Raw genomic sequence first — 24,047 nt, 5'->3', positions numbered from 1 at the left:
ACCCCCATCAGGCTTTGTCGCCACCTGGCTCGGTGCCGCCGAAACGACGCTCTCGATTGGCAAAGGCATGCAGCGCACCTTCAAAGTCTTGTTCATCAAAATCGGGCCAGAGAACATCCGTAAAGTAAAGTTCAGCATAGGCAATTTGCCATATCAGAAAGTTACTTATGCGATGTTCCCCCCCTGTCCTAATTACCAAATCCACAGGTGCCAGTTCATTCATGCAGATTTGCTTGCTCAGCGCCTCTTCATCAATCTGGTCGGGTCTCAACAGCCCTTCCTGAACCTGTTCGGCCAGATGCCGAACGCCCTGGATAATATCCCAGCGTCCACCGTAATTCGCCGCAACGTTGAGCGTCAGACCGGTATTATTTTCCGTCAGCGCTTCTGCTTTACGAATCCGCTCCTGCAAACGTGAGTTAAAACGACTGGTATCGCCAATGATGCGCAGGCGAACGTTGTGGCGGTGCAGGCTTTTTACTTCGCTGTCTAGCGCCCACACGAACAATTCCATCAACGCAGTCACTTCCTGCGGAGGTCGATTCCAGTTTTCACTGCTAAAAGCATAGAGCGTTAACGCATCAATGCCGTTATTGGCGGCAAAAGAGACGGCGCGGCGAACAGATTTCGCTCCCGCTTTATGCCCAAAGGCTCGTATTTTCCCTTGTCTTTTCGCCCAGCGCCCGTTGCCATCCATAATGATTGCTACATGACGGCAGCCATGAGCTGGCAAGTTTTCGCTTATTGGTTGATTCGCAGACAACATAACGCGTTTTTTGTCCCTGAAAGGATTTAACGGTACTCAGGAATACTTAAGCCTGTACATAAAAAAGCCGTGTCAAACCACGGCTTACCTGACCACATAAAGTCAAATTCCTGCGATCAGGTGGCGCAGACTATATCACTGAAGCCCAACGCTAACAAATAGCACGACCACTAGTGCTTGCTTTATCACCAGCTTGCGAGACGTGTCACCTGTTTACGCGCAATATCACGAGCAGCTGTATCCACCGCCAGCACCTCTTCCACGCTTTGTGGCTCGCGCAAATCCATCATTTCCAGTACCGATAAATTTAAGGACGCGATATCGGTAAAACGGATCTGCTGATTCAGAAATGCGTCAACGGTAATTTCATTGGCTGCATTCAGTGCCGTCGTCGCCGCCTGCCCCTGGTCAAAGGCGTTCATTGCAAGCTTCAGACAAGGATAACGATCGTAGTCTGGTTCACTGAACGTCAGAGAACTGAGCTTACAGAAATCAAGCGGCTTCACGCCGGATTTCACCCGGTTCGGCCATGCCATTGAATGAGCAATAGGCGTACGCATATCCGGCTCGCCGAGCTGTGCCAGCACGCTGCCATCCTGATAGCGCACCATCGAGTGAATCACCGACTGCGGGTGGATCAGTACTTCCATCTGTTTCGCCGACGCATTAAACAGCCAGCGCGCTTCAATGTATTCCAGACCTTTGTTCATCATGGTGGCAGAATCCACGGAGATTTTACGCCCCATTGACCAGTTCGGATGACGGCACGCCTGATCCGGCGTCATTGCGCGCAGTTCAGACAGTGGCGTTTCACGGAACGGGCCACCAGACCCGGTAAGCAGAATCGACACAACGCCATTCTGCTCCAGGTCAGCGTACCCCAGGTTCTGTTGAAAAGGTTGCGGTAAACTCTGAAAAATGGCGTTGTGCTCGCTGTCGACCGGTAAAAGACGCGCCCCGCGCTGTTTTACCGCGTCCATGAACAGACGTCCGCAGGTCACCAGCGACTCTTTATTGGCGAGCAAAACATCTTTACCGGCATCGATCGCAGCAAGTGTCGGCAGCAGCCCGGCTGCGCCGACAATGGCCGCCATAACCTGGTCAACCTCATCCAGCGCCGCCATCTCGCAGGCCGCCTGCTGGCCACTCAGCACCTCGGTTCGGCTGCCCTTCTCACGCAGTTGGGCTTTTAGCAGGCGCGCGCCCTCTTCGTCATCCATCACCGCATAGCGGGGCATAAACTCCAGGCACTGCTCGACCATACGCTGCACATTCTTACCGGCCACCAGCGCTGTCACGGTGTAAAGTTCAGGATTATGGCGGACGACGTCGAGAGTACTGCAACCAATGGAACCGGTTGAGCCGAGGAGTGTTAAATGCTTCATGAGATGCCCGAAAAAAGTTAGACCAGATAAAAGCAAAACGCCGCCAGCAAGACCCGAAGTCCCTCTGAACGGCGTTTATCAGTGTACGACAGAAATCAGAACTGCATCAGTTCCGCTTCTTTTTCTGCCAGCGCCGCATCAATTTTCTTGATGGCAGCGTCGGTCATTTTCTGAATGTCGTCCTGAGAACGACGATCGTCATCTTCGCTGATCTCTTTTTCTTTCAGCAGTGCTTTCACTTTATCGTTCGCATCGCGACGCACGTTACGCACGGAAACACGACCCTGCTCAGCTTCACCGCGAACCACTTTGATGAGATCTTTACGACGCTCTTCCGTCAGCGGAGGCAGCGGAACGCGGATGTCAGCACCCGCTGAGCTTGGGTTCAGACCCAGGTCAGAAGCCATGATCGCTTTCTCAACGGCCGGGCTCATAGAGCGATCGAAGACGTTGATTTTCAGCGTACGGGTATCTTCAACCGTCACGCTCGCGAGCTGACGCAGAGGGGTTGGCGTACCGTAGTATTCTACGATGATGCCATCCAGCAGGCTTGGGGAAGCACGGCCAGTACGGATTTTGCTGATTTGGTTTTTGAACGCTTCTACGCATTTGTCCATGCGTACTTCAGCATCTTTTCTGATGTCGTTAATCACGTTACGAATCCTTGAAAACTTGTCTCAGGCAGACTATCCGCCAGCACAGCGCTACAGGTGTGCTAAGTATAGTCGCGTTTAATTCATGACAACGCCAAAGGCGCGTCCAGGTAAGATACCACTACAAAGTAAAGCGGAATCTTACCTGTATTTATCGTCGACGGAAATTATTCCGTGATCAAAGTGCCTTCTTTTTCGCCCATGACCACGCGACGCAGTGCGCCAGGCTTGTTCATGTTGAAGACACGGATCGGCAGTTTGTGGTCGCGAGCCAGCGTGAAGGCGGCAAGATCCATCACTTTCAGCTCTTTATCCAGCACTTCGCTGTAGCTCAGCTGATCGTACATGGTCGCAGAAGGATCTTTTGCCGGGTCGGCAGTAAACACGCCGTCTACTTTGGTCGCTTTCAGCACCACGTCGGCTTCAATTTCGATACCGCGCAGGCAGGCAGCGGAATCGGTGGTAAAGAACGGGTTACCCGTACCGGCGGAGAGGATCACCACGCGGTTGTTGCGCAGCAGGCTGATGGCCTCTGCCCAGCTGTAATTATCGCATACGCCATTCAGGGGAATCGCGGACATCAGGCGGGCATTCACGTAGGCGCGATGGAGCGCATCACGCATTGCCAGGCCATTCATCACGGTTGCCAGCATACCCATGTGGTCGCCCACAACGCGGTTCATTCCCGCTTTCGCCAGACCAGCACCACGGAAAAGGTTGCCACCGCCAATGACCACGCCAACCTGGATACCCAGTTCGACCAGTTCTTTGATTTCCTGTGCCATGCGATCAAGGATGCTTGCGTCAATACCGAAGCCTTCCGATCCCTGCAGCGCTTCGCCACTCAGCTTAAGCAGAATGCGTTTGTACACGGGTTTTGCATTGGTAGCCATGTTTCTTTCCTGAGACTGTCAACGATTAAGATGGGAGTTAATTCTGGCGACATAATATGCCGCAAATCAGCACGGCGATACTGGAGCCTGTCTGATTTCCTGTGACGGGTGACAAAAAGAAGCCGCCCTCAGGCGGCTCCTTTTCAATCATTAAGACTGCTTGGACATTGCAGCAACTTCTGCTGCGAAGTCAGTCTCAACTTTCTCGATGCCTTCGCCCACTTCGAAGCGGATGAAGCCAGTTACGTCAGCGTTGTGCTCTTTCAGCAGCTGAGCAACAGACTTGCTTGGATCCATAACGAAAGGCTGGCCAGTCAGAGAAACTTCGCCGGTGAATTTCTTCATGCGGCCTTCAACCATTTTCTCTGCGATTTCTTTTGGCTTACCAGACTGCATCGCGATGTCCAGCTGAACCTGGTACTCTTTTTCTACCACTTCAGCAGACACGTCTTCTGGCTTAACGAATTCTGGTTTGCTTGCAGCGATGTGCATTGCCAGCTGTTTAACCAGCTCTTCGTCAGCGCCTTTAGCCGCAACCAGAACACCGATACGTGCGCCGTGCTGGTAAGAACCCAGTACTTCGCCTTCCAGGGAAGATACGCGACGGATGTTGATGTTCTCACCGATTTTAGCAACCAGCGCAACACGTTCTTCTTCGAACTGTGCTTTCAGAACTTCAACGTCAGTGATTTTGCCAGCAACCGCTGCGTCCAGAACTTTGTTCGCAAATGCCTGGAAACCGCCATCTTTAGCAACGAAGTCAGTCTGGCAGTTAACTTCCAGAATGATGCCGTAGGTGCCGTCGATTTTAGTGATGATCACGCCGTCAGCAGCAACGTTGCCTGCTTTCTTAGCTGCTTTGATCGCACCGGATTTACGCATGTTTTCGATTGCCAGCTCGATGTCGCCGTTCGCTTCAGTCAGCGCTTTTTTGCAATCCATCATGCCTGCGCCAGTACGCTCGCGCAGCTCTTTTACCAGGGATGCGGTAATTTCAGCCATTCTTAAATCCTCGGGAGATGTGAACTGCCCGGCCGGAGGCCAAACAGTGTAAATTGAAGAAAGGGGCCGATAATGGGCCCCTATTCATACACGGTACTAATAAGGGGTAAAACCTTATTATTCAGCTTCTACGAAGCTTTCTTCCGCCTGAGAAGCCAGATCCTGGGAACGGCCTTCACGAACGGTAGCAGCTACAGCGCTCAGGTACAGGCTAACAGCACGGATTGCGTCGTCGTTACCCGGGATAACGAAGTCAACACCGTCCGGATCGGAGTTGGTATCAACGATAGCAAATACCGGGATACCCAGGTTGTTAGCTTCTTTGATAGCGATGTGCTCGTGGTCTGCATCGATTACGAACAGCGCGTCTGGCAGGCCGCCCATATCTTTGATACCGCCCAGGCTGTTTTCCAGCTTGTCCAGTTCACGAGTGCGCATCAGCGCTTCTTTCTTAGTCAGCTTGTCGAAAGTACCGTCCTGAGACTGGGTTTCCAGATCTTTCAGGCGCTTGATGGACTGACGAACAGTTTTCCAGTTGGTCAGCATGCCGCCCAACCAGCGATGGTTCACGAAGAACTGGTCGCAGCTGTTAGCAGCATCTTTCACAGCTTCGCTTGCAGCGCGCTTAGTACCAACGAACAGAATCTTACCTTTACGGGAAGAGATCTTGTTCAGCTCAGCCAGGGCTTCGTTGAACATTGGTACAGTTTTCTCAAGGTTGATGATGTGAACTTTGTTACGCGCGCCGAAGATGAAAGGCTTCATTTTCGGGTTCCAGTAACGGGTCTGGTGACCAAAGTGAACACCAGCCTTGAGCATGTCGCGCATGGAAACAGTTGCCATGTTTTAAAACCTCTATATTGAAAGTTGGGGTTATGCCTCCACGTATCCCATATTACCGACCCCGAAGGGCACCCCGGAATATGTGCCGATACGTGTGTGTTGTTACACAAAGTGAGATTTGTCGCTTCCGTCCAGCCTGTGTATCTGAGATGGATCGGAAGTCCGGCGCGCTTTATACCACAAAACACGACCAGAAACCAACAGTTGTTGGCGGAGTGTGCTGTTAATGATTCTCAATTTGGCACGGGGTGTGCCTGACTGATACCATTGACGACACTTAGACTAGTATTGTCGAAAAAATCGACACCGATGGACAGATTACATGGCTATCTCTATTAAGACACCTGAAGAAATTGAAAAGATGCGCGTCGCCGGTCGTCTGGCCGCGGAAGTGCTGGAAATGATCGAGCCGTTCGTGAAGCCGGGCGTCAGCACCGGCGAACTGGATCGCATCTGTAATGACTATATCGTTAACGAGCAGCACGCGGTTTCCGCCTGTCTCGGCTACCACGGTTTCCCGAAATCCGTCTGCATCTCTATTAATGAAGTGGTTTGCCACGGTATTCCGGACGACGAAAAACTGCTGAAAGATGGCGATATCGTCAACATCGACGTGACCGTCATTAAAGACGAATACCACGGTGACACCTCGAAGATGTTCATCGTTGGCAAACCAACGATTCTGGGCGAGCGTCTGTGCAAAGTGACGCAAGAGAGCCTGTACCTGGCGCTGAAAATGGTTAAGCCGGGCATCCGCCTGCGCACCCTCGGTGCCGCAATTCAGAAATTCGTGGAAGCGGAAGGTTTCTCCGTGGTGCGCGAATACTGCGGTCACGGCATTGGCCGCGTCTTCCATGAAGAGCCGCAGGTTCTGCACTATGATGCTGATGACGGCGGCGTGGTGCTGCAAAAAGGGATGACCTTCACCATCGAACCGATGGTCAACGCCGGTGACTACCGCATCCGCACCATGAAAGACGGCTGGACGGTGAAAACCAAAGACAGAAGCTTGTCTGCCCAGTACGAGCATACTATTGTGGTAACGGACAACGGCTGCGAAATTATGACGTTGCGCAAGGATGACACCATCCCGGCGATACTGACGAACATTGAGTGATAAGAAGCCGGCAAATGCCGGCTTTTTTAATGGCGATAGCTTTTTCTTATGGGTGGCGCACGATGAGTAATCTATTACCCGAACAGTATGCTAACACAGCACTTCCCACCCTCCCCGACCAGCCCGATAACCCGGGCGTCTGGCCGCCGCACGAGCTGACCTGCGCGCACATAAAAGCCCATATGGATGTTTTCCACCGCTGGCTGGGCAGCGCGTTCGACGCGGGCGTCTCTGCCGAGCAGCTCATCGAAGCGCGCACCGAATTTATCGACCAGCTCCTGCAGCGTCTGTGGATCGACTACGGTTTCGGGCAGGTGAGCGACGTCGCGCTGGTTGCCGTCGGGGGCTATGGCCGCGGGGAGCTGCATCCGCTTTCCGATATCGACCTGCTGATCCTGAGCCGCAAAAAGCTGCCGGACGAACAGGCGCAGAAAATAGGCGAGCTGCTGACTCTGCTGTGGGACGTCAAGCTTGAAGTGGGCCACAGCGTGCGCACCCTGGAAGAGTGCCTGCTGGAGGGGCTATCGGACCTGACCGTCGCCACCAACCTGATTGAAACCCGCCTGCTGATTGGCGACGTCGCGCTGTTCCTGGAGCTGCAAAAGCATATTTTCAGCGACGGCTTCTGGCCATCTGAGAAATTCTTCGCCGCCAAGGTCGAGGAGCAAAACCAGCGCCACCAGCGCTACCACGGCACCAGCTATAATCTTGAACCTGATATTAAAAGCAGCCCCGGCGGCCTGCGCGACATCCACACGTTACAGTGGGTCGCCCGTCGCCACTTTGGTGCCACCTCGATGGACGAGATGGTCGGCTTTGGCTTCCTGACCGAGGCCGAGCGTAACGAGCTGAACGAGTGTCTGCACCTGCTGTGGCGCATCCGTTTTGCCCTGCATCTGGAAGTGACCCGCTACGATAACCGCCTGCTGTTTGACCGTCAGCTCAGCGTAGCGCAGCGGCTGAACTATCAGGGCGAAGGCAACGAGCCGGTTGAGCAGATGATGAAGGATTTCTTCCGCGTCACCCGCCGGGTCACCGAGCTGAACCAGATGCTGTTGCAGCTGTTCGACGAGGCCATTCTGGCCCTGACTGCCGACGAAAAGCCGCGCCCGATTGATGACGAATTCCAGCTGCGCGGCACGCTTATCGATCTGCGCGACGAAACGCTGTTTATCCGCGAGCCGGAAGCGATCCTGCGGATGTTCTATACCATGGTGCGCAACAGCACCATCACCGGGATCTACTCCACCACCCTGCGCCATCTGCGCCACGCGCGCCGCCATCTGACGCAGCCTTTGTGTTACATCCCGGAAGCGCGCTCGCTGTTCCTGAGCATGCTCCGCCATCCGGGTGCCGTCAGCCGCGGGCTGCTGCCGATGCACCGCCACAGCGTGCTGTGGGCCTATATGCCGCAGTGGTCGCACATCGTTGGGCAGATGCAGTTCGATCTGTTCCACGCCTACACGGTGGATGAACACACCATCCGCGTGATGCTCAAGCTGGAAAGCTTTGCCAAAGAAGAGACGCGCTCCCGCCACCCGCTGTGCGTGGAGCTGTGGCCGCGCCTGACCCATCCGGAACTGATCCTGATTGCCGCCCTGTTCCACGACATCGCCAAGGGCCGCGGCGGCGATCACTCGGTGCTGGGCGCACAGGACGTGCTGAAATTTGCCGAACTGCACGGTCTCAATTCGCGCGAAACGCAGCTGGTCGCCTGGCTGGTGCGCCATCACCTGCTGATGTCGGTCACCGCCCAGCGTCGCGATATTCAGGACCCTGAGGTAATTAAGCAGTTCGCCGAAGAAGTTCAAACGGAAAACCGTCTGCGCTATCTGGTCTGCCTGACGGTGGCCGATATTTGCGCCACCAACGAGACCCTGTGGAACAGCTGGAAGCAGAGCCTGCTGCGCGAGCTGTACTTCGCCACCGAAAAACAGCTGCGACGCGGGATGCAAAACACCCCGGACATGCGCGAGCGTGTGCGTCATCACCAGCTGCAGGCGCTGGCGCTGCTGCGGATGGATAACATTGATGAAGAAGCGCTGCATCAGATTTGGGCCCGCTGCCGTGCCAACTATTTTGTGCGCCACAGCCCAAACCAGCTTGCCTGGCACGCGCGGCACCTGCTGAAGCACGATCTGTCTCAACCGATGATCCTGCTGAGCCCGCAGGCCACGCGCGGCGGAACGGAGATATTCATCTGGAGCCCGGACCGGCCTTATCTGTTTGCTGCCGTCTGCGCCGAGCTGGACAGGCGTAACCTGAGCGTTCACGACGCGCAGATTTTTACCACCCGCGACGGCATGGCGATGGATACCTTTATTGTGCTGGAGCCGGACGGCAGCCCGCTGTCCTCGGACAGGCATGAAGGGATACGCTTCGGTCTGGAGCAGGCGATCACGCAGCGCAGCTGGCAGCCACCGCAGCCGCGCCGTCAGCCGGCTAAGTTACGCCACTTTACCGTCGATACCGAGGTCAACTTCCTGCCGACCCACACCGACCGTAAATCGTTCCTGGAGCTGATCGCGCTCGACCAGCCAGGGCTGCTTGCCCGCGTCGGCCAGGTTTTTGCCGATCTGGGAATTTCGCTTCATGGGGCCCGAATTACAACCATTGGCGAGCGAGTAGAAGATTTATTTATAATCGCCACCGCCGATCGGCGTGCCCTTAATAATGACCTGCAGCTTGAAGTGCAACAACGGTTGACAGCAGCCCTCAATCCAAACGATAAAGGGTGACGTGTTTTTTAGTAAAATGGAAAGAGTAAACAATGCAGCAGTTACAGAACGTTATTGAGTCCGCTTTTGAGCGTCGCGCCGAGATCACTCCGGCAAATGTGGATACCGTGACCCGTGAAGCGGTAAACCAGGTTATTTCCCTGCTGGATTCCGGCGCCCTGCGCGTGGCAGAAAAAATCGACGGTCAGTGGGTTACTCATCAATGGCTGAAGAAGGCCGTGCTGCTCTCTTTCCGCATCAACGATAACCAGGTTATCGACGGAGCAGAAAGCCGCTACTTCGATAAAGTGCCAATGAAATTCGCGGATTACGACGAAGCGCGTTTCCAGAAAGAAGGCTTCCGCGTAGTCCCACCAGCGGCAGTTCGTCAGGGCGCATTCATCGCACGCAACACCGTGCTGATGCCATCCTATGTGAACATCGGTGCGTACGTTGACGAAGGCACCATGGTCGATACCTGGGCAACCGTCGGTTCCTGCGCGCAGATCGGTAAAAACGTTCACCTGTCCGGCGGCGTCGGCATCGGTGGCGTTCTGGAGCCACTGCAGGCTAACCCGACCATCATCGAAGACAACTGCTTCATCGGCGCGCGTTCAGAAGTGGTTGAAGGCGTGATCGTGGAAGAAGGCTCCGTGATCTCCATGGGCGTTTACATCGGCCAGAGCACCCGCATTTACGATCGCGAAACCGGCGAAGTGCACTACGGTCGCGTTCCGGCGGGCTCAGTGGTCGTTTCCGGTAACCTGCCGTCAAAAGACGGTAAATACAGCCTGTACTGTGCCGTTATCGTGAAGAAAGTGGATGCGAAAACCCGCGGTAAAGTGGGCATCAACGAACTGCTGCGCACCATCGACTAATCCCCGACGCGTTGATAAACCGGGACGCGCCTGTGCGTCCCGGTGTAATCATCAAAAACGTCCGTTTCCGCAGTGGCGATTGCCATTCCCTTTTTTCTCAACCCTGCGATATCCGCCGCCATACGCTGGCTCCCCAGCCAGAAAAGCCCGTCGAGAGCCGTCACGGCCAGACCCGACTCCAGCGCCAGCTTCAGTCGCTCACGCGGCGCTTTTACCTCTTTGGCGATCTGCCGGAAGGGCTCTGCAGTAAGCCCGGTGGGATCGATCCGCCGAATGCGGGTGCTCATGCGGTACTGAAAAGCCTCAGGAATCGCATTGAGATCGGCTTTCAGGCTGTAGACGCAGCCAAAGCGCTTGCCGTTAAAGATGACGTTCTTCTGGCTTAGCTGAAACTCATCGCGCAGCCCGGCGATAAGCTGAGGGGCGCGGGTCAGCACCAGTCGGAACGGCAGTTCGAAGCTGGTGACATAATCCACGTTCAGTAAGGCAATACGTAAACGCTCTTCCGCACCCGCTTTTAGCTGGCGGCACTCTGCGGCAACTTCTGCCCACTGGTGCGTGAGCCTTGGGCTCTCATCTGCGGCGCCAAAGCTGTATTTTTCGATCTGATAATCAATGCGTCCTGACATGTCATTATCCCCGCGGGCTACGCTTTCGTGCGATAACTTTGCCTCATTTCCCCGCTTTTGAATACCCGTCTCGCTCGCCTTTTCTCAGCTGAAGTAACAATGATGAATCTCTTTACAAGCAAGTTCACCTCGTTACTTAATGCAAATTTTTTCTTTTAAAACATAGGTTTGTTGAAAAACAGGATTAACGATATTATTCGTGAACAGCAAATAATAATCTGGCCTTGCGGACAATAAACGGGAATCGTGCAATGAGTCATTACGGCAAAATAATTGGTGCGGGGATCGCAGGTCTGGTCACTCTGGCCGGGACGTATTTATGGGGAAAAAATAACGGCAAAGACGAAGGGATTGCTGAAGGGCAGCAGATCGCAAAAGCTGAATATGCCGAAAAGATCAAAAAACTCCAGACTGAACTGGCGGACAAGATGCGCGATATCAGTAAACGGGATGACTTTATCCTCGCGGCGTATGCGCTGGGGACATGCTGCATCAAGGCTAATGGCAAGACCCCAGCGGAAAATATTGCCCTGCTGGATGATGCAGTGTCTGGTCTTGTTCCGCGGGAAAAGTTACCTCAAGCCGTTCAGCAGAAGATCGTCGAGATGGTCGAAACACCGCCCAATCTGCCAACGGTTTGGTCACTTATAAATGAATATCAGCTTAACGATGCGAAAAGCCTGGAGAGGTTTAGCCTCATTGTTGGCATGATGGCAAGTCAGGATGAGCTAAGAACACAAAGCGAAAGTGATTTTATGGCCTCCTGGAACTTACTGGTTGCGGCCTGAGGACGACGGATGACAAATCTTAATGCACATCTCGCCAGAATGAAAAAGCTGCAACAGGTGCGGAATGCCCCTGCGCTAAAATCCGTGGCGACGGCGTCCGCCATCAAAGCTCATCTGACCGGAGAAGTCGATGCTGCATTTATAAAGGGGTGCGATACCGGCAGCATTTACCGCGAAGCGATCATGGGGGCCAACCTGACGGTCAGCAACGACGACGTTATGGCCCGCCTGAACGTAATCTCAACGGGCAGCGCCATCGACAATATCCTCGAACCCGTGTTTCTCAGCCTGCTCGACGGCACAATGCGCGCCTGCAATATCGGCACCCGACAAGGTGTTACCCCGTCCCGCCTGTACCAGGAGTGCCGGGCGTTCAGTTACGAAGCGCCCGAAAGAAATGCCTTTATGCTGGATAGCTACAGCGAGCACTTGAACGAGCGTCAAAACATTGACCGTTTTTCTGAACAATCGTCGTTTAACGGCGGCGAAATGACGCGCAACAACGACTCTCTGAACATGCGCGATGGTGCAAAAATGAAGGCCCGTAAAGAGAACCATTTCTCCGGTAGTCTGCGCGCTGAGGATGAATATGGTAACGGCACGATCTACCAGTACAAAAAACATGCGAAAAGCGAGGGAGAGCAGAAGCAGGCTGCCGAAGTCGATCATGTCGTCTCGTGCGCCGAAGTATGCAACAACCTCAAAAGCAACAAGGCTCTGAAGCTTGATGACATCAAAAATATTCTCAATATTGACGAAAATTATGCTGTTACCAGCATGCAAAACAACCGTGGCGAGAAAACCGGTAAGTTCGCTAAAACCCGCGAAGAACTCCAGCAGGAGATCGATCAGGGCTTTGTAGTTGTCAAAAAAGGGAAAAAAGATGTCGCGCATCCGCTGACAGAAGAGGAAATCAAAACGCGACAGGTGATGGTCGAGAAAATGGACATCGCGCAGCAAACGATGGATACCAAAACCAATGAAACCGTATTTGATAATATCCGCAAGGATCGCGACGTCCAAAAAGTTCTAGCGAAAGATGCGGCCCAGGCATCAGGTCATCAGTCGCTGGGCGATCTCATTCTCTTCATTATCAAGCCTCTTTACTATGAGCTGCGCAGCTGTTTAACGCACGGTATTGAAGCTGGCGTAGGTGCGAGCGATTTTTCGCAGGCTCTGTCGATTCGTCTTGGTCGCATGAAAGATCACATTCTCAAAAACGCTGTCGTTTTATTAAAAGATGTTGCCGTCGGCTTTATTAAAAATTTCGTGTCGATGCTGCTGGAAGGGATTGTTAACTGCTTCGTTGGCGTGTTCAAAAACATCATGCGGATGGTAAAAGAAGGCTTTAAGGTCCTGATGCAGACGGTACCGATCCTCAGGGATAAACACAGCAGTATGGCCCAAAAAGGCGATGCCATTCTTAAGCTTGTAGCAGGTTCTCTTTCCGTCTTTGCCGCTATTGGCCTTGAGTCATGGCTCAGCGGCCTTGGTCTACCAGGACCGCTCCCCATTTTACTCTCATCGGTCCTGACCGCCGTGATTACGGCGCTGGTGATGTTCCTGCTGGATAAGCTCGATCTGTTCGGCGTCAATCAGGCAATCAAAAAACAGCGGATCGACGAACTGTTGGAACAGGAAATTGCCACCACGGAAAGCGAAATGCTGGCCTCCATCGCCTTACTGCGCTAGCGCTCAGATCGTCAGGTTTTGGTATTAAAATGATTTCCACTTGACGTAGTCGTTAAAAACAACAATAAACGAGTGGGGGCAATGCACCTTCCCTGCCCGGTAATTTCAGTGAAATGTAATCAGGATCGACCCCGCTTTTTTTATATATGAGGGTGGCAAAAAGGAATTTTTTCATTAATTATTCAAAGGTTATGTTGAGATAAGGGTACCGCTATGTACGATAATCTGAAAAGTCTGGGCATTACCAATCCTGATGAAATCGATCGTTACAGCCTTCGCCAGGAAGCCAACAACGACATTTTAAAAATCTATTTTCACAAGGATAAAGGAGAGTTTTTCGCCAAGAGCGTGAAGTTTAAATATCCACGCCAGCGTAAGACCGTCGTCGCTGACGGCGTAGGACAAGGGTACAAAGAGGTGCAGGAAATCAGCCCTAACCTGCGCTATGTGATCGATGAACTCGATCAGATTTGCCAGCGCGATCGCACCGAAGTCGATCTCAAGCGTAAGATCCTCGACGATCTGCGTCACCTTGAAAGCGTTGTCACCAACAAGATCAGCGAGATTGAAGCGGATCTTGAGAAATTAACGCGGAAATAAAAGCAAAACGGCAATCCCTGATTGCCGTTTTTAGTGTTTGCGCCCTCTCCCCGTGGGAGAGGGATGGGGTGAGGGCACCAGACCGCACTCAGTCATCTCTGTTCGTCCAGCTGCAAGGCGACATAGAGCAGCAGCCTGTCGTCAAAGTTCCCCAAATCCAGCCCCGTCAGCTCCGAGATCCGGTTTAGCCGGTACTCAAGCGTATTGCGGTGAATAAACAGCGCTTTTGAGGTCGCCAGCGGTTGCACGTTATGGCGAAACCACGCCTGCAGCGTCCGGCGCAGCAACCCATTGTTGTCCATCGCCTTCAGGCGCGCTAATGGCCGCGCCAGCTCATTGGCCTGCCAGCCGCCGCGCAGGCTGTCGAGCAGCACCGGCAGCATCAGATCCTGATAGAAATAACTGCGGCTCTCCGGCATCCGCTGCTTGCCCACCATCATGGTGGTGCGCGCGGTACGCCAGGACCGGGCGATGCTGCCCGGCCCGGTAAAGTAATTGCCCAGGGCAACGCGAAAACGCAACTGGCCGTTCTCCTGCATACGTGAAATCAGCAGTTCCACGCGACGACGATGATCTTCCGCATCCCAGCGGCCGAACGCATTGAGCGCGGGTTTGAGTACCACCATTTCCGTCAGCGAGACGATCGCCACCAGGTTGTCGCGCTCAGGCGTCGCTAGCGCATTTTGCAGCTGCTGCAGCTCGGCCATCGCGCTGTCTACGCCAAGCTGTCCGCTATCGACCTCAATCACCGCCACCACGCGCGGCTGGTTCAGATCGATCCCCAGACGCTGCGCCCATTCGCTGAGTGCAGGCGTATGTTCTTCCGCCTGAATCAGGTTCATTACCAGCTCCTCGCGTAAACGGCTGTCCTGGGCAAGCAGATGCATCAGACGCGACTGCTCCAGCATCATTTCCGCCGTCATACAGACCAGCTCGCCGTATTTACGCAGGGATTCCGGTTCGCCCGTCAGGCCGATGACGCCAACAATTTCCCCTTCCAGACGCAGCGGCAGGTTGATCCCCTGACGCACGCCGTGCAGGTGTTTCGCTACCGCATCATCGATATCAACCACGCGGCCCTGAGAGAGCACCAGCAGGGCTCCTTCGTGCAATTCCCCAATACGCTCGCGATCGCCGCTGCCAATAATGCGCCCGCGGGCATCCATTACGTTGATATTGGTATCAATGATGCGCATGGTGCGCGCCACAATATCCTGCGCCATTTTGGTATCAAGATGCCAGCCAGCCATGTAACCCTCCTGTGAGCAGAGCTCAAGCATAGGGAAGTTCAACAGCGACTGCATTGTGCGAATGCACAAAGTGAGAGGGGGAAGTATGGAGTTGCGGTAGGCGTCACAGAAACAAGAAAGCCCCTGCGTACAGGGGCTTAAGAGAATTACTGCATCAGCAGGTAAATTGAGGTGTCACCGCGCTGGATATTCAGCGCCAGCACGGACGGTTTGCTGTCGAGAATTTTGCGCAGTTCAGCGATGTTTTTCACCGGTTGCTGGTTAGCCCCCATGATCACATCGCCTTTTTTCAGGCCGATACGGGCAGCAGGTGAATTTGCTTTCACGTTGTTCACCACCACGCCTTTGTCCTGGCCCTTGTTACTCATCTCTGCGCCTTCAATTCCGCTGAAGATGGTGCTGGAGTCCACCTGATTCTGGCTGCTCTGCTGCAGCTCCAGGCTTACGTTAACCGGTTTGCCGTCACGCAGCAGGCCAAGGGTCACTTTGCTGCCAATTGGCATCGAGCCCACTTCCGCACGCAAGGCGGCAAAGCTGCTGATCGGTTTACCGTTCAGAGAGGTGATCACATCACCCGCTTTAATGCCCGCCTTCGCTGCAGAGGAGTTCGGCATAACCTGGCTGACGAACGCACCGCGCTGCGCATCCACCTTCATCGCTTTCGCCAGCTCGGAGTTCAGCTCGGTACCCATAATACCCAGCTCACCGCGTTTCACCTGGCCGTACTGCACCATCTGAGCAGTCAGGTTTTTCACCATGTTGCTCGGGATAGCAAAGCCGATACCGATGTTACCGCCGTCCGGTGCCAGAATAGCGGTGTTGATACCGATCAGCTCGCCGTTCAGGTTCACCAGCGCACCGCCGGAGTTACCACGGTTAATGGCCGCATCCGTCTGGATGAAGTTTTCATAGTTTTCCGCATTCAGGCCGCTACGGCCCAACGCAGAGACGATACCCGAGGTCACGGTTTCACCCAGACCGAACGGGTTACCGATAGCGACGGTGTAATCGCCCACGCGCAGCGCATCGGAGTCGGCAATTTTAATCGCCGTCAGGTTCTTCGGATCCTGAATCTGGATCAGCGCGATGTCGGAGCGCGGATCTTTACCCACCACTTTAGCATCGAATTTACGACCATCGCTCAGCTGTACTTTAATGGTGCTGGCGTTATCCACAACGTGGTTGTTGGTGACCACGTAGCCTTTTGCGGCATCAATAATCACACCGGAACCAAGCGCCATGAATTTCTGTTGCTGGCCGCCGCCCTGGCCGTCATCCCCTGCGCCACCGCCCTGACAGAACGGAGAACTCTGGAATGGCGAACCGTCCTGGCAGAACGGTGAATTGTCACCGAAGAACTGCTGGAAGTTACGCGGCATGCGCGGCGTATTGACGGTCGTGCTGCCCTCAACGTTAATACTCACCACCGATGGCATCACTTTTTCGAGCATCGGTGCCAGGCTTGGCATCTGCTGCGCGGTTGCTGCCGACGACGCGGTCTCGGCTGCAGTAGCAGTCAGAGGAGACAGCGCTAAACCTAAACTCAGAGCCAGTGCACTCATTGCTAATGTGGTTTTTTTCATGTTTCTCAATCTCGATTTACAGGTAACGCAAAATTGCTGTGTAACTCAGATTCATTTTATACCGCTTAGTTCCGGCCATAAGTTTATGGAAAAGGTAAAAATTTATTGGCCTTCTTTACAAAACTCCGGAATTATTCCACGGCCATGAGCTTGCGGTATTCATCCCAGGCATACAAATCGGTCATGCCGCTGATATAGTCCTGGATTAGACGGCAGCGATAATAATATTCCATCACCGGCCATTCCAGAGCGTGGCGATCCAGCTTACCCATCGCTTCGACATACGCCAGCCGATGGCGGGTAGAAAGTTTCTGATAAAGCCGGGATTCGATAGGAATTCGCCGCACGCGTTCTTTTTCCACCAGCTCGCTAAACTCCTCGACGGAGAGTTGAAGCAACGGGGAATAAATTTCCAGTAATCCACTGATTACACGGTATCCCTGCAGTTCCAGCTGCTCGACATCAGGATGGCTGAACACATGCCGCATCGCCACATGTTTATAAAGCTCAAGGAGTTGGCTGAAACTGCTGTCATCTTCCAGCAGCGCGTGATTGAATTCCCCGCTAAAGATTTGCGGCAAATTATCAATAAAGCGCGAGGCGGCATACGGCACCAGTTTATTTAATGTATTAACCCGCAAATACATAAAGAACTGATCTTCCGTACTGCGGCTCAACGTATTTGAGCGCGATTTTTCCCAGGCATTTTCGACAACCTGCGCAAACAGCGATCCTTTTTCATGGGTTCCCCATGCCGCATAAAGATGCTGATAAAGCTCCTCGACGCTGAATATTCTTTTCTCAACGGCATCTTCCAGGTCAGCCACGCAATAGGAAATATCGTCGGCGGCTTCCATAATCCACGTCAATGGGAATCGGCCGTTTGGCGTCAGGGAAAGTTCTTTACGCAGCCGTTCTATATAGGCCTCTTCGGAAAGGTAATAGCCCGGTTTTTTCATTAAATAGCTGTGGGATGCAGGCGTCTCCCCCATCCACCACGCGGGACGCGTATATTTCAAAATGCAGCCAACCTGCGCCCAGGTCAGGTTCATGCGCATCAGGGAGTGCACCAGCCGGATCCCCTGCGCGTTGCCCTCAAAGTGACAGAGATCCTGGCGCACTTTGCGGCGCAGATCGTTCAGCCCTTCTTCGCCTTCACGCAGGCGTAAATCGCGCACGATGCAGCGGTCATCGCTGAGTGGCTGGCTTGCCGCATCCGACGGATAAAGCCGTTGTTTAAACCAGTCATTAATAGCCGCCTCGCCAAAGTGGCCAAAAGGCGGGTTGCCGATGTCATGCATCAGGCAGGCCATCTCAACGATGCTCTCGAAGGGCCCCGTCAGCTCATCCAGGCCATAGGTTTCCAGTAAACGCTGCTCTTTGAGGCGGCTTAAAATCTCTTTGGCAATATAACGCCCGACCTGCTGCACTTCCATGGAGTGGGTTAAGCGCGTGCGCACCGCCGCGTTACGCTCCAGCGGGAATACCTGGGTCTTTTGCTGCAGACGCCGGATGGCGGGCGAGTTAATAATCCTGCCGCGATCGCTTTCAAAGATACGCAGGATCTCATGTTCGCTCTTTTCGCCCTGCGGCGAACGGAAACGTCGGTGCCAGTTAATTTTGGTACGAAAATCGATTGGTGACATGTGCTCCCCCGCGTGAGAATGCGTTTCCCCTTAACCGCATGATAGACTATGCCTCTTAACAAGGCACATCGCGAGTAAATCTATGAAAATCGGCATTATTGGTGCAATGGAAGAAGAAGTTACGCTCCTGCGTGACAAAATTGAGAACCGTCAGACCCTCTCTCTCGGGGGTTGTGAGATCTACACCGGACAGCTGAACGGTGTTGAGGTGGCTCTGCTGAAATCAGGCATCGGTAAAGTGGCTGCTGCGCTGGGTGCGACCCTGCTGCTTGAGCGCTGCAAGCCGGACGTCATCATTAACACGGGCTCAGCAGGCGGTCTGGCACCGACGCTGAAAGTGGGCGATATCGTTGTCTCCGACGAAGCGCGTTACCACGATGCTGACGTCACCGCGTTCGGCTACGAGTATGGCCAGCTTCCGGGCTGCCCGGCAGGGTTTAAAGCTGACGATAAACTGATAGCGGCGGCTGAAGCCTGCATTGCTGAGCTCAATCTCAACGCGGTACGCGGCCTGATTGTCAGCGGTGATGCGTTCATCAATGGCTCGGTCGGTCTGGCGAAAATCCGTCATAACTTCCCGCAGGCGGTTGCCGTAGAGATGGAAGCGACCGCGATTGCGCACGTTTGCCACAATTTCAGCGTACCGTTCGTGGTGGTTCGCGCCATCTCTGACGTGGCAGACCAGCAGTCTCACATCAGCTTCGACGAGTTCCTGGCCGTTGCGGCAAAACAGTCCACCGTGATGGTGGAACGCCTGGTGCAGAACCTGGCGCGTGGCTAAACGATCTATCAGGGCGCTGGCCGCCCTGCTGCTGCTTGCACCGGCGTGGCTGTTCGCCGCGCCGCGTGTGATTACCCTCTCTCCCGCTAATACCGAACTGGCGTTTGCCGCCGGGATCACCCCCGTTGGCGTCAGCAGCTTTTCAGATTACCCCCCACAGGCGGCCGGCATTGAACAAGTGGCAACCTGGCAAGGGATGAATCTTGAGCGCATTGTGGCGCTTAAGCCGGATCTCGTGCTGGCCTGGCGCGGCGGTAACGCCGAGCGGCAGGTTAACCAGCTTACCTCGCTTGGCATCAAGGTCATGTGGGTTGACGCGGTAAGTATTGAGCAGGTCGCTCAGGCTCTGCGCGCCCTGGCCCCTTATAGCCCTGCGCCTCAAAAAGCCGAGAGTGCGGCGAACCAGATGCTCAGCGACTATGCCGCGCTGAAAGCCCAATACGATACGCCTGTTAAAAAGCGCATCTTCCTGCAGTTCGGCAGCCAGCCGCTGTTTACCACCGGAAAAGGCTCGATTCAGAACCAGGTGCTGGAAGTCTGCGGCGGTGAAAATATCTTTGCTGCCAGCCGGGTACCGTGGCCTCAGGTGAGCCGTGAGCAGGTTCTGGCGCGCCAGCCGCAGGCCATCGTCGTGGTCGGAAATGCGAGCGAGATTCCTAAAATTAAACAATTCTGGCAGAGCCAGCTAAAAATTCCGGTGATCCCACTCAACGGTGACTGGTTTGAACGCGCCAGCCCGCGTATTATCCTCGCCGCAAAACAGCTCTGTGCCGCCCTGGCAGAGGGTCATTAACATTTGTTCGAGGATTTAACGATGCTCGTTTATTGGCTGGATATTCTTGGTACAGCCGTTTTTGCTATCTCCGGCGTCCTGCTCGCCGGAAAACTACGCATGGATCCGTTTGGCGTGCTGGTGCTTGGCGTGGTGACCGCCGTTGGCGGCGGGACAATCCGCGATATGGCGCTGGCAAATGGCCCGGTGTTTTGGGTGAAAGATCCTACCGATCTTGTGGTCGCCATGGTCACCTGTCTGTTGACCATTGTGCTGGTTCGCCAGCCCCGCCGATTACCCAAATGGATATTGCCGGTGCTGGATGCCGTCGGTCTGGCCGTGTTTGTCGGTATTGGCGTCAATAAGGCGTTTAATGCGGGCACCGGCCCGATGGTGGCGATCTGCATGGGCGTGTTAACCGGCGTGGGCGGCGGCATCATTCGCGACATTCTGGCGCGGGAGGTGCCGATGATCCTGCGTACTGAAATTTACGCAACGGCCTGTATTGCGGGCGGCATTGTCCACGCGACCGCGTACTACACGTTTGCAATTCCGCTGGAAAACGCCGCGATGCTGGGGATGGTCGTGACGCTGGTGATACGTTTAGCGGCGATACGCTGGCACCTGAAGCTGCCGACGTTTGCGCTGGATGAAACTTCAAGATAGGCGTCGTTTATAAGCCCGGTGGCGCTTCGCTTACCGGGCCTACAATCCGCATTCAGGCTTAAATGCTGAACGAAGAACCACACCCGCAGGTGCTTGTTGCGTTCGGGTTGGTCACCACAAAACGCGAACCTTCCAGACCTTCGGTGTAATCCACCGAACCGCCCACCAGATACTGCAGGCTCATCGGGTCGACTACCAGCGCGACGCCTTGCTTCTCGATGGTCATATCGCCGTCGTTCACCTGATCGTCAAAGGTAAAACCGTACTGGAAGCCGCTGCAGCCGCCACCGGTAATATAGACACGCAGTTTCAGATCCGGATTGTCTTCGTCGGCAATCAGGGTTTTCACTTTGTTGGCTGCTGCTTCGGTAAACTCCAGCGGCACAGCTACGTCATCACTCATCTTATGCTCCCATGAATACTGCTATTGGGTAAAATTCACCCAATTCTTTTCGTCATTATCTAATACCCTGGTAATTCATTCAAGTATTCTGCGTGGCGGCCCGCTCCGCCTCTTGTTTTGCCAGGGTACGCGCGAGGATGGTGGAGTATAGCGGTTTTCCACCCAGGAATTGGGCTAATAGTGTCGCGCCGAGACAGGTAATGATCATTGGCAAAATGAGCTGGTAATTATCCGTCATCTCCAGCACCAGCACGATGCCGGTTAACGGCGCGCGCAGGGACGCGGCCAGCAGCGCCCCCATCCCGGCCACTGCAAAGGTGCCGGCGTCCAGGTGGTAAGCGGGGAAACCTGCCTCAGCCGCCATACCAAACGCGGTGCCGAGCAGCGTTCCCAGTGCCAGCATCGGGGCAAAAATCCCGCCGGGCGCGCCGGAGGAGAAGCACAGTACCGTCGTAATGACCCTGGAGAAAAACATAAACAGCAGCAAACCCACGCTGAAATTCCCGGCTGCGGCAATGGGAATCAGCCCGAAACCGCCGCCCGCGGCATTCGGTTCAATAAAGCCGAGCACGCCACAAATGCCGCCCAGCAGGCCGCCCATCAGCACCCATTTCGTGGTATTGCCGCCGTGAACGCGCTGGAACATATCCTGAGCGCGTAAGATAAAGGTGTTAAACAGCGGGCCCACCACACCAAAAATCATGCCGAGGATCAGGTATAGCCACAGGGTGTTAACCGGTGCGTTGGTCAGTTTACCGACTTCAATCACCGCCCCTTCGCCATTAAAGATGCGAAAGACGATGCTCGACATAATGACGCCGGTAAAGACCGCTTTAATGGAGATCAGGTTGTAGCGGAACTGCGCGCGCATCTCTTCGATGATGAACAAAATACCGGCCAGCGGCGCGTTAAACGCCGCAGAAAGCCCCGCCGCTGCACCGGTGGCCAGCAGCGTATGGCGCGCCTCGGCGCTGCGCATGCGGAACAGATCGCCCACCATGCGGCCGACGTTCCCCCCCAGCTGCACCGTTGGCCCTTCCCGGCCGAGCACCATCCCTGCGCCCAGCGTCCCCATGCCGCCAATAAACTTAACCGGGATCACCCGCCACCAGCGCACCGGGCGCAGCTCCTCCAGCGCGCCTTCAATTTCCGGGATGCCAGACCCGCCCGCCTCCGGGGCGAATTTACGCACCAGAAAATACCCCACCATGGCAAACAGCGCAGACAGGCCGAATGCCGCTACCCAGACCAGCCATTCGCGATCGGCAAAACCGGCTACGGTACCCACTCGCCAGTTGAGTACGGCATTAACCGCTTTTTCAAACGCCACGCCAACCAGCCCTGCAAGGGTACCCACCACGGCAGCGGCCAGCAGGATCGCCAGCGGCGTTTTATCGCGATTGAGCAGCCGCCGAATGCTGATTCGGTGCTGGGCGCGCGTAAACTGTTGTTCTTCAAAAGACGGGGAATCTGATTTCATGTCCTGTTCTTATTCGTCATACAAAAAGCCGCGAAGATTTTACCAGAGACCTTCCCTGCGACGCCTGAAAAATACTTAACAAATCTTAAAGCATTAACAGGCTAAAAATTTCATAACCTTCTGCGGATCACTTAGAATAGTGTGCTTAATCATTTTATACGAACCAGGAACGACGCTATGAGCAAGTCTGAAAACCTCTACAGTGCAGCCCGCGAGCTAATCCCCGGTGGCGTGAACTCGCCAGTACGCGCCTTTACCGGCGTGGGCGGCACGCCGCTGTTTATTGAACGTGCTGACGGCGCGTATCTGTATGATGTCGATGGCAAAGCCTATATCGATTACGTCGGTTCCTGGGGGCCGATGGTTCTCGGACATAACCATCCCGCCATTCGTAACGCGGTCATCGAAGCCGCGCAGCGCGGCCTGAGCTTCGGTGCGCCGACCGAGATGGAAGTGAAAATGGCGGAGCTGGTTACCGAACTGGTGCCGACCATGGACATGGTGCGTATGGTGAACTCCGGTACCGAAGCCACCATGAGTGCCATCCGTCTGGCGCGCGGCTTTACCGGTCGCGACAAAATCATCAAATTCGAAGGCTGCTACCACGGCCATGCGGACTGCCTGCTGGTGAAAGCGGGCTCCGGCGCGCTGACCCTCGGCCAGCCAAACTCGCCTGGCGTACCTGCTGATTTCGCGAAGCACACCCTGACCTGCACCTACAACGATCTGAACACCGTTCGCGCGGCGTTCGAGCAGTATCCGCAGGAGATCGCCTGCATTATCGTTGAACCGGTTGCGGGCAATATGAACTGCATCCCGCCGCAGCCTGACTTCCTGCCGGGCCTGCGCGCGCTGTGCGATGAGTTCGGCGCGCTGCTGATCATCGATGAAGTGATGACCGGCTTCCGCGTGGCACTGGCGGGCGCCCAGTCTTATTATGAGGTTGAGCCGGACCTGACCTGCCTCGGCAAAATCATCGGCGGCGGCATGCCGGTCGGTGCTTTCGGCGGTCGTAAGGACGTGATGGAAGCCCTGGCGCCAACCGGCCCGGTTTACCAGGCGGGCACGCTATCCGGTAACCCAATTGCCATGGCTGCGGGCTTCGCCTGTCTGACCGAAGTGGCGCAGCCGGGTATTCATGAAACCCTGACGGACCGTACCACGCAGCTGGCAAACGGTCTGCTGGAAGCCGCAGAAGAAGCGGGAATTCCGCTGGTTGTTAACCACGTGGGCGGCATGTTCGGGATTTTCTTCACCGATGCGAAAACCGTGACCCGCTATCAGGACGTGGTGAAGTGCGACGTTGAACGCTTCAAGCGCTTCTTCCACCTGATGCTGGAAGAAGGCGTGTACCTGGCACCGTCCGCGTTCGAAGCGGGCTTTATGTCCGTGGCGCACAGCGAAGAAGATATCAATAACACCATCGACGCGGCGCGTAAGGTGTTTGCGAAGCTTTAAGGGCCTTGCCGGGTGGCGCTAACGCTTACCCGGCCTACGATGTTC

Annotated in this window: 22 protein-coding genes; 10 read left to right on the top strand and 12 right to left on the bottom strand. The window is 54.8% G+C overall.

Going from position 1 to position 24,047, the window contains the following annotated elements; genetic code table 11:
• Nucleotides 1–7: 7 nt before the first annotated feature.
• The 6 genes from ispU to rpsB form a co-directional block, all read right to left on the bottom strand.
• Complete coding sequence (gene ispU / locus ACTJI7_RS14575) at nucleotides 8–766, bottom strand: (2E,6E)-farnesyl-diphosphate-specific ditrans,polycis-undecaprenyl-diphosphate synthase (protein WP_028015581.1); 759 nt, start codon at nucleotides 764–766, stop codon at nucleotides 8–10.
• Nucleotides 767–951: 185 nt separating this feature from the next.
• On the bottom strand, nucleotides 952–2,151 hold the full coding sequence (ispC, locus tag ACTJI7_RS14570; protein WP_047367359.1) for a 1-deoxy-D-xylulose-5-phosphate reductoisomerase: 1,200 nt from the start codon (nucleotides 2,149–2,151) through the stop codon (nucleotides 952–954).
• Between the two features lie 95 nt (nucleotides 2,152–2,246).
• Nucleotides 2,247–2,804, bottom strand: coding sequence for a ribosome recycling factor (gene frr, locus ACTJI7_RS14565; RefSeq protein ID WP_003856180.1), 558 nt, complete (start codon nucleotides 2,802–2,804; stop codon nucleotides 2,247–2,249).
• A gap of 167 nt (nucleotides 2,805–2,971) precedes the next feature.
• A complete protein-coding gene (gene pyrH, locus ACTJI7_RS14560) occupies nucleotides 2,972–3,697 on the bottom strand; it encodes a UMP kinase (protein WP_008501910.1) in 726 nt (241 codons plus the stop codon).
• 150 nt (nucleotides 3,698–3,847) lie between these two features.
• Nucleotides 3,848–4,699, bottom strand: a complete 852-nt coding sequence (gene tsf / locus ACTJI7_RS14555) for a translation elongation factor Ts (RefSeq protein ID WP_028015579.1) — start codon at nucleotides 4,697–4,699, stop codon at nucleotides 3,848–3,850.
• Nucleotides 4,700–4,816: 117 nt separating this feature from the next.
• On the bottom strand, nucleotides 4,817–5,542 hold the full coding sequence (gene rpsB, locus ACTJI7_RS14550) for a 30S ribosomal protein S2 (RefSeq protein ID WP_003856207.1): 726 nt from the start codon (nucleotides 5,540–5,542) through the stop codon (nucleotides 4,817–4,819).
• 322 nt (nucleotides 5,543–5,864) lie between these two features.
• Here rpsB and map point away from each other — a divergent pair, with 322 nt between their 5' ends.
• The 3 genes from map to dapD all read left to right on the top strand — a co-directional run bounded on the left by map (nucleotide 5,865) and on the right by dapD (nucleotide 10,254).
• Nucleotides 5,865–6,659 (top strand): type I methionyl aminopeptidase, encoded by a 795-nt coding sequence (gene map, locus ACTJI7_RS14545; protein WP_028015578.1) that lies wholly within the window; start codon nucleotides 5,865–5,867, stop codon nucleotides 6,657–6,659.
• A gap of 62 nt (nucleotides 6,660–6,721) precedes the next feature.
• Nucleotides 6,722–9,397, top strand: coding sequence for a bifunctional uridylyltransferase/uridylyl-removing protein GlnD (gene glnD, locus ACTJI7_RS14540; RefSeq protein WP_008501914.1), 2,676 nt, complete (start codon nucleotides 6,722–6,724; stop codon nucleotides 9,395–9,397).
• A gap of 32 nt (nucleotides 9,398–9,429) precedes the next feature.
• Nucleotides 9,430–10,254, top strand: a complete 825-nt coding sequence (dapD, locus tag ACTJI7_RS14535) for a 2,3,4,5-tetrahydropyridine-2,6-dicarboxylate N-succinyltransferase (RefSeq protein WP_008501915.1) — start codon at nucleotides 9,430–9,432, stop codon at nucleotides 10,252–10,254.
• Here the strand turns inward: dapD and ACTJI7_RS14530 are convergent.
• Complete coding sequence (locus tag ACTJI7_RS14530) at nucleotides 10,251–10,883, bottom strand: DNA-binding protein (RefSeq protein ID WP_041911197.1); 633 nt, start codon at nucleotides 10,881–10,883, stop codon at nucleotides 10,251–10,253. The genes dapD and ACTJI7_RS14530 overlap by 4 nt on opposite strands.
• Nucleotides 10,884–11,134: 251 nt before the next feature.
• On the opposite strand from ACTJI7_RS14530, the gene ACTJI7_RS14525 reads away from it, so the two are divergent.
• The 3 genes from ACTJI7_RS14525 to ACTJI7_RS14515 all read left to right on the top strand — a co-directional run bounded on the left by ACTJI7_RS14525 (nucleotide 11,135) and on the right by ACTJI7_RS14515 (nucleotide 13,963).
• Complete coding sequence (locus ACTJI7_RS14525) at nucleotides 11,135–11,671, top strand: hypothetical protein (protein ID WP_047363662.1); 537 nt, start codon at nucleotides 11,135–11,137, stop codon at nucleotides 11,669–11,671.
• 9 nt (nucleotides 11,672–11,680) lie between these two features.
• Nucleotides 11,681–13,363, top strand: a complete 1,683-nt coding sequence (locus ACTJI7_RS14520; protein ID WP_131701650.1) for a hypothetical protein — start codon at nucleotides 11,681–11,683, stop codon at nucleotides 13,361–13,363.
• A gap of 213 nt (nucleotides 13,364–13,576) precedes the next feature.
• Entirely contained in the window at nucleotides 13,577–13,963 is a 387-nt protein-coding gene (locus ACTJI7_RS14515) for a DUF3461 family protein (protein WP_014168696.1), read from the top strand.
• 92 nt (nucleotides 13,964–14,055) lie between these two features.
• On the opposite strand, the gene cdaR is transcribed toward ACTJI7_RS14515, so the two are convergent.
• From cdaR to dgt, 3 genes are all read right to left on the bottom strand, one after another.
• Entirely contained in the window at nucleotides 14,056–15,213 is a 1,158-nt protein-coding gene (cdaR, locus tag ACTJI7_RS14510) for a DNA-binding transcriptional regulator CdaR (RefSeq protein WP_032644978.1), read from the bottom strand.
• Between the two features lie 146 nt (nucleotides 15,214–15,359).
• Nucleotides 15,360–16,796, bottom strand: coding sequence for a serine endoprotease DegP (gene degP, locus ACTJI7_RS14505; protein ID WP_028015572.1), 1,437 nt, complete (start codon nucleotides 16,794–16,796; stop codon nucleotides 15,360–15,362).
• Nucleotides 16,797–16,927: 131 nt separating this feature from the next.
• Nucleotides 16,928–18,442 carry a dGTPase gene (gene dgt / locus ACTJI7_RS14500; protein WP_028015571.1) on the bottom strand — a complete coding sequence of 505 codons (1,515 nt, stop codon included), beginning with the start codon at nucleotides 18,440–18,442 and terminating at the stop codon, nucleotides 16,928–16,930.
• An 82-nt stretch (nucleotides 18,443–18,524) separates the two neighbouring features.
• Between dgt and mtnN the strand changes: the two genes are divergently transcribed.
• From mtnN to ACTJI7_RS14485, 3 genes are read left to right on the top strand one after another with little or no spacing between them, the layout of a single operon-like run.
• Nucleotides 18,525–19,223, top strand: coding sequence for a 5'-methylthioadenosine/S-adenosylhomocysteine nucleosidase (gene mtnN / locus ACTJI7_RS14495; protein ID WP_028015570.1), 699 nt, complete (start codon nucleotides 18,525–18,527; stop codon nucleotides 19,221–19,223).
• Complete coding sequence (btuF, locus tag ACTJI7_RS14490) at nucleotides 19,216–20,016, top strand: vitamin B12 ABC transporter substrate-binding protein BtuF (protein WP_045631184.1); 801 nt, start codon at nucleotides 19,216–19,218, stop codon at nucleotides 20,014–20,016. The genes mtnN and btuF overlap by 8 nt, the downstream gene beginning before the upstream one ends.
• A 21-nt stretch (nucleotides 20,017–20,037) precedes the next feature.
• A complete protein-coding gene (locus ACTJI7_RS14485) occupies nucleotides 20,038–20,661 on the top strand; it encodes a TRIC cation channel family protein (RefSeq protein WP_023616579.1) in 624 nt (207 codons plus the stop codon).
• A 58-nt stretch (nucleotides 20,662–20,719) separates the two neighbouring features.
• On the opposite strand, the gene erpA is transcribed toward ACTJI7_RS14485, so the two are convergent.
• Entirely contained in the window at nucleotides 20,720–21,064 is a 345-nt protein-coding gene (gene erpA / locus ACTJI7_RS14480; protein WP_008501923.1) for an iron-sulfur cluster insertion protein ErpA, read from the bottom strand.
• Nucleotides 21,065–21,143: 79 nt separating this feature from the next.
• Complete coding sequence (clcA, locus tag ACTJI7_RS14475) at nucleotides 21,144–22,544, bottom strand: H(+)/Cl(-) exchange transporter ClcA (RefSeq protein ID WP_041911200.1); 1,401 nt, start codon at nucleotides 22,542–22,544, stop codon at nucleotides 21,144–21,146.
• A 177-nt stretch (nucleotides 22,545–22,721) separates the two neighbouring features.
• Between clcA and hemL the strand changes: the two genes are divergently transcribed.
• Entirely contained in the window at nucleotides 22,722–24,002 is a 1,281-nt protein-coding gene (hemL, locus tag ACTJI7_RS14470) for a glutamate-1-semialdehyde 2,1-aminomutase (RefSeq protein WP_041911201.1), read from the top strand.
• The last annotated feature ends 45 nt before the right edge of the window (nucleotides 24,003–24,047 follow it).

This window comes from Enterobacter sp. 22499, assembly GCF_052044815.1.
Taxonomy (GTDB): Bacteria; Pseudomonadota; Gammaproteobacteria; order Enterobacterales; family Enterobacteriaceae; genus Enterobacter; species Enterobacter bugandensis.
The sequence above is the reverse complement of the archived record's forward strand: the minus strand, read 5'-3'. Positions and strand labels throughout refer to the sequence as shown.